The sequence below is a fragment of the Streptomyces sp. NPDC005866 genome (assembly GCF_040629895.1).
Classification (GTDB): Bacteria; Actinomycetota; Actinomycetes; order Streptomycetales; family Streptomycetaceae; genus Streptomyces.
Map to the genome: position 1 here is coordinate 1 of NZ_JBEXWP010000054.1, position 8798 is coordinate 8798.

General features: G+C 69.3%; 10 protein-coding genes. 3 read left to right on the plus strand and 7 right to left on the minus strand.

Annotated elements, in window-relative coordinates; genetic code table 11:
* A partial coding sequence (locus ABZ396_RS40565) for a histidine kinase (protein WP_358927022.1) occupies nucleotides 1-1097 on the minus strand: 1097 nt, incomplete at its 3' end.
* Between the two features lie 239 nt (nucleotides 1098-1336).
* On the opposite strand from ABZ396_RS40565, the gene ABZ396_RS40570 reads away from it, so the two are divergent.
* From ABZ396_RS40570 to ABZ396_RS40580, 3 genes are all read left to right on the plus strand, one after another.
* Entirely contained in the window at nucleotides 1337-1714 is a 378-nt protein-coding gene (locus tag ABZ396_RS40570) for a DUF6223 family protein (protein ID WP_358927021.1), read from the plus strand.
* 483 nt (nucleotides 1715-2197) lie between these two features.
* Nucleotides 2198-2347, plus strand: coding sequence for a hypothetical protein (locus tag ABZ396_RS40575; protein WP_358927020.1), 150 nt, complete (start codon nucleotides 2198-2200; stop codon nucleotides 2345-2347).
* 224 nt (nucleotides 2348-2571) lie between these two features.
* A protein-coding gene (locus tag ABZ396_RS40580) for an IS5 family transposase (RefSeq protein ID WP_358927023.1) occupies nucleotides 2572-3452 on the plus strand; the annotation gives its coding sequence in 2 pieces (ribosomal slippage) (nucleotides 2572-2932 and nucleotides 2932-3452; 882 coding nt in all).
* Nucleotides 3453-3467: 15 nt separating this feature from the next.
* Here the strand turns inward: ABZ396_RS40580 and ABZ396_RS40585 are convergent.
* From ABZ396_RS40585 to ABZ396_RS40610, 6 genes are all read right to left on the minus strand, one after another.
* A complete protein-coding gene (locus ABZ396_RS40585; RefSeq protein ID WP_358927019.1) occupies nucleotides 3468-3902 on the minus strand; it encodes a hypothetical protein in 435 nt (144 codons plus the stop codon).
* Between the two features lie 460 nt (nucleotides 3903-4362).
* The gene (locus ABZ396_RS40590) at nucleotides 4363-5280 is read right to left on the minus strand and encodes a LysR family transcriptional regulator (RefSeq protein ID WP_358927018.1); all 918 of its coding nucleotides are present in this window, start codon (nucleotides 5278-5280) and stop codon (nucleotides 4363-4365) included.
* 225 nt (nucleotides 5281-5505) lie between these two features.
* Complete coding sequence (locus ABZ396_RS40595) at nucleotides 5506-6339, minus strand: SDR family oxidoreductase (protein WP_358927017.1); 834 nt, start codon at nucleotides 6337-6339, stop codon at nucleotides 5506-5508.
* An 87-nt stretch (nucleotides 6340-6426) separates the two neighbouring features.
* Nucleotides 6427-7188, minus strand: coding sequence for an SDR family NAD(P)-dependent oxidoreductase (locus ABZ396_RS40600; protein ID WP_358927016.1), 762 nt, complete (start codon nucleotides 7186-7188; stop codon nucleotides 6427-6429).
* A gap of 2 nt (nucleotides 7189-7190) precedes the next feature.
* Nucleotides 7191-7640 carry an antibiotic biosynthesis monooxygenase gene (locus ABZ396_RS40605; protein WP_358927015.1) on the minus strand — a complete coding sequence of 150 codons (450 nt, stop codon included), beginning with the start codon at nucleotides 7638-7640 and terminating at the stop codon, nucleotides 7191-7193.
* 831 nt (nucleotides 7641-8471) lie between these two features.
* On the minus strand, nucleotides 8472-8669 hold the full coding sequence (locus ABZ396_RS40610) for a hypothetical protein (protein ID WP_358927014.1): 198 nt from the start codon (nucleotides 8667-8669) through the stop codon (nucleotides 8472-8474).
* Between the last annotated feature and the right edge of the window lie 129 nt (nucleotides 8670-8798).

The following is an 8798-nucleotide window of genomic DNA, read 5'->3' on the forward strand; positions in this document are numbered from 1 at the left end:
TGGACGGTGAAGCCGCCCCCGTCACGTGGTTCGGCGCGTAGCCGGCCGCCGAGGGCGGTGACGCGTTCGCGCATGCCGAGCAGCCCGAGGCCGGGCAGCGGGGCGGTGGCCGCTGTCGCCTTGCCGTCGTCGTCGATGCGTATGGCGAGGGAATCCGGAAGGCAGTCGATGCGGACCGCCGCGGCGGTGGCGTCGGCGTGCCGGGCGACGTTGGTGAGCGCCTCTTGCACGATCCGGTAGACGGTCCGGTCCACCGCGGCCGGTACGTCGTGCTGCCGTCCGTCGATCGTCAGGGTTGCGTCCAGGCCCAACGTCCGGGATTTTTCCACCAGTTCCGGGACGTCGTCGAGCCCGCGCGGCGGGGTCGTGTCGTCGTCGCGCAACGCCTCCAGTGTGGCGCGCAGTTCCCGGCTGGCCTCGCGTCCGGCCTCCTGGATCGCCAGCATCGCTTCCGGCAGCTGTTCGCCGAGTTTGCGGGCCACATGGACCGCGACTTCGGCCTGCACCTTGATGACCGAGATCTGATGAGTGAGCGAATCGTGCAGCTCCCGCGCGATGCGCAGCCGCTCCTCATCGGCGCGACGCCGCGCGGTCTCCTCCCGGGTCCGCTCGGCCTCCTCCGCCCGCCGCTCGGCCTGCCGCACCGCCTCCCCCGCGGCGAAGGCGGCGATCAGCCAGGCGATCTCGAGCACTCCGCCGCCCCGCCCGAACGCCTCGCGCACTGGCTCGTCCTGGAAGACCAGCGCCGTGACGTGGAGAGCGACCAGCATGGCGACGGACGCCGCCACGGTGAGGCCGCGATGCCCGGCCCGCACCGCGCCATACACCGCGACCAGGTAGGAGACGGCGAGCACGTCGAACCCGGCCGCCTGATACCCCACCGCACACACCCCGGTAACGGCCAAGACCAGAAGCGGAGCCCGGCGGCCGGCGGCCAGCGCCAGCCCGCCGCCCGCCAGCAGCGCATAGCCGAGCAGGTCGCTGTTCGCCGTGGAGCTCTCACCGGACAGCCCGGTGCCCACCAGCAGCGTCGCCACGCCGACGGCGACCGCCCAGTCCCAGACACCGGCCGGGACACCAAACCGTCCTCTGTCCATACGCGCACCCTAGCCGGACGCCACTACGGGCGAGTCCCGCTCACGAACGAGCGGCCGACTACCGCGCCCGCGGTACCCGCGCGTCGTCTGCCGCACCCGCAGCAGGCGCATGAACCACCGGCAGCAGCGCGAATTGTCCGCGTCCGCTGGACGACTGACGGCGGGGCCTACGGACATGCTGGGCCGATCTCGAATCGCACTGAGGCGACATCGAATCGCAGGAGACAAGGAGGCCTCTCATGGCAGTCCAATCCGTGCTTGCCGCACCGGCAGCCGCGCACATCGCAGTCCAGTCGGCTGCCACCACCGGCCTGACCTCCGGGCGACTGGTGGGCACCACGGCCGCCGTCGTGGCACTGGCCGGCGTGGTCATCGGCGGACTGGCTCTGGCCCGCTCCACCGATCGTCCCGGCATCGGCAACAGGCGAAACAGGGCCATCATGGCCCTGGCGGCGGGACTGGTCGGCCTGGTCATGGGCGTGGTGAACCTGGCCGTCGCCGACGGTGGCCCCGGCACCGGCAACGGAGTAATCGGCGGCGCCATGGCCCTGGCACTGGGGCTGATCGGCACGGCTCTCGGCGGCCTGGCACTGACCCGCGCTCGGCGCACGGGCTGACGGCGACGGATACGGGCACGCGTTCGCGCCCGCCTGAAGACCCATCAGACGCCGCCGAGTACAGCGCTGTCGAAACTCATGAACTTTTCGACTCGCCACGGACGCTGGCTGCCTCCCGAACTGTCGAAGAAGCGCTGTCCGTTCTCGCGTACAAAGCCACCTCTACGCCTACTCCCTCGCCCTGGACCTGGTGAAGCTGGTGGGTGGGGCAGGGGACGGAAGCACGGCGGGCGAGGAGGGGGCGGCCGCAGACTCCCGTTCCGCGCGGCCCGGGCGGGACCGCGCGGTCCTTGGTGGGCTGGACCGTGCACCAGTCGTCGGGGGAGGGCGGAACGTGGCGTGCCGGTCGCGGTGATCGTATGGAGATGCCTCGGACGTTGCCGGAGACCCTGGCTCTGGGTGGCGTGCACGTTGAGACTGGCAGTTGGCGTTGCCCGAGCGGCGTGCCAACAGCCGAACTCAGCGGTCGATCAAGGAGTTCAGATGCGTCTGCGCAAGCGTGCCGTTGCCGTTGTGTTCGCGGCCACCGCAGCCAGCAAGACCCCCGCGACCACCACCCACGACACCACCTCCGCGGTGGCCGGCGAGAGCGGCACGGTTACCGTGCTGTGCGCCAACGGCTGCTACCAGTAGACGGCCGCGCGCAGCGATCGCCCCGTGCCGTCGGCCGACGTGCGGGTGACTCCCGAAGTCGCACGCACCCGGTACTCGCGCGAGCGTAGGACTCTCAAGCCCACGTCGAAACGACGTCCCCACTCGGTACACGGCCATGCGCGAGTCCCCGCGAGGGCTGCCTGGTCTAGGGCCTGTCCGGGGGATCTTTGAACCGCCTCGTGTCTCGGTCCGTTCGTATGGACATGGGGCGGGGCGATCTCACGAACAGCGAATGGTCTCGGCTGCTGCCGCATCTACCGAAAACCGGCGGGCGGGGCGGGCGATGGGTCAGTCACCGCAAGGTGATCAACGGCATCCTCTTCCGGGAGCGCACCGGCGTCCCGTGGAGGGATTCACCAACGCGGTTCGGAAAATGGAAGACGGTCTACGAGCGGCATAGACGCTGGTCAGCCGACGGCACCTGGGAGACGATCCTCCATGCCGTCCAGGCCGACGCCGACGCGGAAGGCCGTATCGACTGGAGCATGGTGAGTGTGGATTCGACGTCCTGCCGCGCTCACCAACACGCCGCCGGGGCCCGCAGGAATGCTCCGCGTGTCCCGAAAAAAGATCACGGCCCCGGCAGCACCGCCCTGACGAGGGACTCGGACGCTCCCGGGGCGGACTGACCTGCAAGATCCACCTTGCCAGTGAGGGCGGACGCCGCCCGCTTGCGTTCCTGGTCACGCCGGGCCAGTGGGGGGATGCCCCGCAGCTCATCCCAGTCATGGAACGCATCCGCGTTGCCCGTCTCGAAGGCGGACGCCCGCGGACCCGGCCTGATCACCTTGGCGGCGACAAGGCCTACTCGTCTCGCCGCAACCGCCGCTATCTGCGGAGACGGCAGATCAAGCACACCATCCCCGAGCCACGAGACCAGCGGGCCAACCGCCGGCGCCGTGGCAGCAAAGGCGGTCGACCCACCGGATTCGACAAGACGATGTACAAGCGCAGAAACGAGGTCGAGCGGACGATCAATGCCCTCAAGAACTTCCGGGCTGTGGCTACGAGATATGACAAGCGGGCCTACGTCTTCCACGGCACCGTCACTGTCGCAGCGATCCGACTCTGGCTCCGAACATGAGCTTGCAGGCAGTCTTCACCGCTGCCAGAGGAAGGCGGCCTGGAGGCAGGGATGGCAGTGAAAGACGTAGCCGCGCCCACCTCCGCCAAAGTTGGCGGAGGTCGCGAAGTCTGATCCCTCTTCGAGTTCGGCCGTGAACGTCATACGGGCGGTGCAGGAGGGACAGGCAGGGGTCTCGTCACCTTGGATCCAGTCGGGTTCGCCACCCAGCCGTCCCAGAACCGGCTCCGCGGTTGGGGTGTCGGCTGGGTGGGAGCGCAGGGCGGTCACCGCACCGAGCAGCGTCTCGCCTTCGGCGGGGACGGTGGCCGCCGATAGTTGACCTCTGAACACGAAGGCGCGGTTGGCCCCGGCGGTGGCGTCCCAGTCGTCGCACATGCCCGGGTCGTTCTGGCAGAAGAAGACCGCGATCGCCCCGAGATCGAGGGGTAGATGAGCGAGGAACTGCATGGGCCCGCCACACTCGCGGCAGTTCGGCCAGATCCATCCATCCGGGACGAGTGGCACTCCCCCCGTGCGCAGTTCGGGAGCATCAGCTACGGCTTCCCCGCCGTGGACCAGCAGCATGGCCAAAGTCTAGGTGCGGCCTTCACCACTCCGATCAGGGGGCGGCCCGGCGCTGCCAAGCCAAGGTCCGCCGGACAGGCCCTGGACCACGTCAGGGCTCCCACCATCTTTGCCCCCGGCGCCCACGGGACGGTGCGCCGGGAGCGCTTTTGACCAGCGGTGACCACCTGGGCAGTCAATCCACCTTAGGAGTCCGGCTGGTCGAGCGGTATGGCCGAAGAGTCCCCAGGTGGGGTTGTGCAGGGCAACGCGCGACACGTGATCGTGGATATGGAAGCAGCCGAACTGAGGGTGGCTACGGTACCTCCAGTCATCGCGCGCCTGCGCAAGGCGGACCCCGATCTCACTCGCGCTCCCTGACGAGTTTAGTGATCTCGTCGCGCATGGCCTGGGGCATGGCTTTGGCGCCGGCCGACGCGTCGGTGGCCGTGACCATCACGGTCTCTCTCTTGAGTACGAGCGCGGGATCTTCGACGCGCAGCCACTTCACGCCGGACGGGACGGTGTCCGCGGCCAGGCCGGGCAGGACCGAGACGCCCAGTCCAGCGGCGACGAGGCCCAGGCGGGTCTGCCAGCCGCGGGCCTCGTAGGCCACGCGCGGAGCTTCAAGGGTGGGCCAGGCACCGAACTGGGGTTCGCCTTCTCCGCCAGTTCCCACGATCCATGCCTCTTGGGCTAGGTCGTCAACGTGCACTTCGTCCTGTGAGGCCAGTGGATGGTCCGCGTGGACGGCCACGCCCATGCCGCGGCCGGTGCGTACGACTTCGATGCGCAGTTCGGTGAAGTCGTAGTCGGGGAGCCCTTCTCCGATCGCCACTACGGCCATCTCGATCCGTCCGGCGCGAAGGCGGCGTAGCTGTGCGGGGCTGCCCGCTTCCCACAGGCTCACGGTGAGGGCCGGGTGCGCCTTTTGCAGGCGTGCGATGGCTCGGGGTACCAGCGTGGCCGCCGCGGTCGGGTAGGCGCCGATGGCCAGTCGGCCCGCGATGCGGTCGCGGAGCCCGGCGATCTCCAGTTCTGCCGCCTCCACGTGCGCGAGCATGTGGCGTGCGTGCCGCAGCAGGGCCTCGCCGGACTGGGTCGGCCGGACTCCGCGGGCGTGCCGTTCGAACAGCGGGGCGCCCACGGCGGCTTCCGTGGCGATGATCTGGCGGGAGACTGCGGACTGCGTGTAACCGAGGGCTTCGGCCGCCGCGGTGAAGGACCCGCGCTGAGCGACTTCGAGCGTGACCCGCAGGCCCGTCAGCGTCAGTTCCGGCATGGTTGGACGATATGCATGAGACGTGGGGCTGGCAAAGGACGACCCTTCATCGCGCGCATGGCGCGGCGACGCGATGTGTGAGGAGGCGCATGCGAGAGGGTGCGCGCACGGACGGGGCGTTCGATGGGGCGGACGCGCGAGGGCGGCCCCTCGCGCCGGCCTTCGCGCGGGATGCGCCTTCGTCTGCTTCCTTGCCGGTTGCTCAGGTCTGCGGGCGTGCTTTGTTCAGACGCTGAGCGGCGCCGGGTACTCGGCGTCCGCAGCAAAGGCGGTGTCGCGCTGGCCTTCCAGAGACGCGAGCCGGCCACGGACCGTGGTGGTGACGGCCTCGTAGGCGTCGGAGTTCAGCAGCAGGCGCAGCGGCGGGTTGGGGGACAGTGCAGCCTCGATCGTGGCGTGGGCGACGCCGGACTGGCTGGCGACCATGTCCTCGACCGGTACCTGGGGGGCGTCGGCCGGGCCGCCGCGGTAGGGCTCACTCAGCGGGACTCGCTCGGCCGCGTCGTAGAAGCTCGTCCGTACCATGCCGGGCTCCACGAGCACCGTTTTGATCCCGAACGGCGCGACCTCGGCCGCCAGCGCCTCGAAATACCCCTCCACCCCCCACTTGGTGGCGTGGTAGATCGCGAAGCCGGGGAAGGTGATGTGGCCGCCCATGCTCGACAGCTGGACGAACACGCCCCCGCCCTGCGCCCGAAGGTGCGGGACCGCTCGGCGGGCGAGCTGGATCGAGCCGGTGAGGTTCGTGGCGATCGCGCACTCGACCTGCTCGTCGGTCAGGTCCTCGCCCGCGCCGAAGACGCCGAGGCCGGCGTTAGAGACGACGACGTCTATGCGCTCGTGGTCGGCGAACGCCCGCGCCATCACGTCCTCGATCTGAGCGTTGTCCGTCACGTCCAGGCGTGCGCGCCAGAGCCGGTCGCCGAACCTTTCGGCGAGGTCGTCGAGCTGCTCGGGACGGCGCAGTGTCGCGGCGACGCGGTCGCCGCGTGTCAGGGCCTGCTCGGCCATTTCACGGCCGATGCCGCGGGATGCTCCGGTTATGAGCCAGGTGGTCATGGACTTCTCCTGTGATGGGTCGTGCTGAATGTCGTGATGGGCGTCGGCAGGAGCTGCCGGTACCGGTGTGGGTGTGCGTGGCTGGTGTCAGCCGCCGGTCGCGGCGTTCACGGCGCGCACTGCCGCGTCGGAGGAGTGGCGCAGCGCCTCGTAGATGTCCTTCGTCAGGGCTGCGTGTAGTTCGAACTCGTTCCGCTCCAGCGCGTCGAACAGCTCGGCGACTGCGTGGGAGGCGGGAACCTTCTGGTCGGAAACGACGCCGGCCGAGAAGGGCGAGTCCACGAGCGGGGCCATGAATTCGAAGACGCTGACCGGCGAAGCGTCGCGTTCGAGCTGGAGCCGGACGGACTGGGTCAGGGAGTGCAGCGCCGCTTTGGTGGCGCTGTAGGTCGGGTTGGTGATGTCCGGGGCGAAGGCGACCCCGGAGGTGGTGATGATCAGCGCCGGGTCGGCCTGCCGCTGCGGCAGCGGCACGAAGCCGTCGATCAGCCGGACGGCTGAAAGGTAGTTCGTACGCATCTCGGCTTCCGCGTGGGCTGCCGCGTCCTCGGTGCCGAACAGCTTGTAGGTGTGGGTTGTGTGGGTTATCCCGGCATTGAGCAGCACCGTGTCGAGGTCGGGGTGCTCCGCCCCGACCAACTTCACCAGGCGTGCGACCTGCTGCTCGTCGGCGATGTCGCAGGGGAACGCGACGGCGCCCGGGAGGCGCGCGGCCTCGGTGCGCAGGCGCTCTGCGTTGCGCGCGACCACGATGACGTGGCTGCCGTTATCGCTGAATCGCTTGGCGGCCTCCAGACCCATGCCGGTACCGGCACGGGTGATCAGTACCTTCCGTCCTGTCGTCTTCACTCTTATTCAGCTTCCTTGCCGTTGAATCCGGCACGGCCTGTCACGGGTGCCGGCTGGTGTGTGGCGTCGTCGGTCGCGACGGGCCGGAGGGTCACAGTCCGCAGCGATCCGGTCAGGAGCGGAGTTACGCGCTTGACGGTGCCGTTGCCGAGGACGAGGTCCTCATGCCGCCGTGCGTCCGTAGCGCCGGCCCAGGTCTCGATCACGTAGAGGTCCCTGGGGTCGTCCTGGTCGGCGAAGACGCCATAGGTGAGGTTGCCGGGCTCAGCCACGACTGACACTGCGATCGCGCGCAGCTCATCGAGGAGGCCCCGGGCTGCCGCGTCGTCCACGGCGGAGAACCGGGTCACGAGGCAGACCGGTTCCGGGCCCGACACGGCGTGCTCCAGCTTTCGGCCTGGATGCACGGCGCCACCCGCGTGCCCGATGGTGCTGTCTGATGACGGGCTCACTGCGTTTCTCCTTGTCGTTGCGGTGGGGACATCTCCAAGATGGCCGCACCGCACCATGCGCACAAGCGATGGTTTGTCATCGCAGACATGCGATCTGCGCATGGCATTGAATGGTGGACTTGCCTCCTCACCCGCTTGGCGCCCGGGCGGAGCTCGGCAGCCGGCCCACCGGGCCCAGCCCCAGTCGGCGGCAACCCTGACGGCTGACCCGCCCCGCGCGCACGACGGTCGAAGTCGCGCACGGGCGTTCGCACATGGGGCGGTCTCCATCCTGTGGGAGTCTCATATCGGAGTAACCAATACTTTGTCTCGTTCACCCTATATAGATGCATTAGGTGTATGGCGTACGCGGTTTCCGCGTCGGGTCCGCTGCCCGACTTCGTCTCCCGTCCAGCCACCACCCGCGTGGGAATGTCCGACCGTCCCTCTGTGTTGTGCAGGGTGTGGTTGTGGAGGGGACAGTGTCCCCGGGCCTCACCTATTGCCCATGAGGACGATCGTTCGGCGATGCCTCATGGAGCCTTTCGCCGCGTAGGCGACCGCCCTTCACGACCACACACGCGTCGGTGGCCCGCCCTCTCACGGGACGGGCCACCGTCATGTGCGGTCGCGCTAGAGGGCGGTGTACTCGCGGGTCTTGCCGTGCACCATCGGGCGCGGGCTGTGGATGGTGAAGGGCAACGTCGGGAACAACTGCGTCACCTCAGCCGGGGACAGCGCCGGGCCCACCTCGCCTCGACCATGAGGCCGACCACAGGTGCGGTTATGCCGCGCCAGCCCAGACCATGGCTGGTCAGCGCACGGCCGGCGCCTCTCTGCGGCGGCCGCGGTTCATGTCTGCCGACGCCCGGATTCGGTCCAGGGGACTCGCTGGTCGGGGTCGTGGACGGGGCGCCACACGGGTGCGGAGGGGCCGTGCTGGAGCAGGTCGGCCGGCGGTGCTGCGAGGACGGGGACGTCGGACGGGAAGCGGGACGGTGCGAGCAGTCCGGCTTTCGCGTGCAGGGCGCTGATGCGGTTCTTCGGCACCGGCGGGTCCGGTGCCGTCCAGGACGAACAGGACGCGGGGGAAGAGCGGGTAGCGCCGTCGCCACGCCTCCACTGCCGGTTCCTGGAGGGTCGGCCGCCGCCCGGGGACCGTGGGCGCGTAGTGGTAGA

Excerpts from the sequence above, each read along its gene's own strand:
- ABZ396_RS40570 (WP_358927021.1), top strand. The coding sequence starts at position 1,337 with ATGGCAGTCCAATCCGTGCTTGCCGCACCGGCAGCCGCGCACATCGCA.
- ABZ396_RS40575 (WP_358927020.1), top strand. The coding sequence starts at position 2,198 with ATGCGTCTGCGCAAGCGTGCCGTTGCCGTTGTGTTCGCGGCCACCGCA.
- ABZ396_RS40585 (WP_358927019.1), bottom strand. The coding sequence starts at position 3,902 with ATGCAGTTCCTCGCTCATCTACCCCTCGATCTCGGGGCGATCGCGGTC.
- ABZ396_RS40590 (WP_358927018.1), bottom strand. The coding sequence starts at position 5,280 with ATGCCGGAACTGACGCTGACGGGCCTGCGGGTCACGCTCGAAGTCGCT.
- ABZ396_RS40595 (WP_358927017.1), bottom strand. The coding sequence starts at position 6,339 with ATGACCACCTGGCTCATAACCGGAGCATCCCGCGGCATCGGCCGTGAA.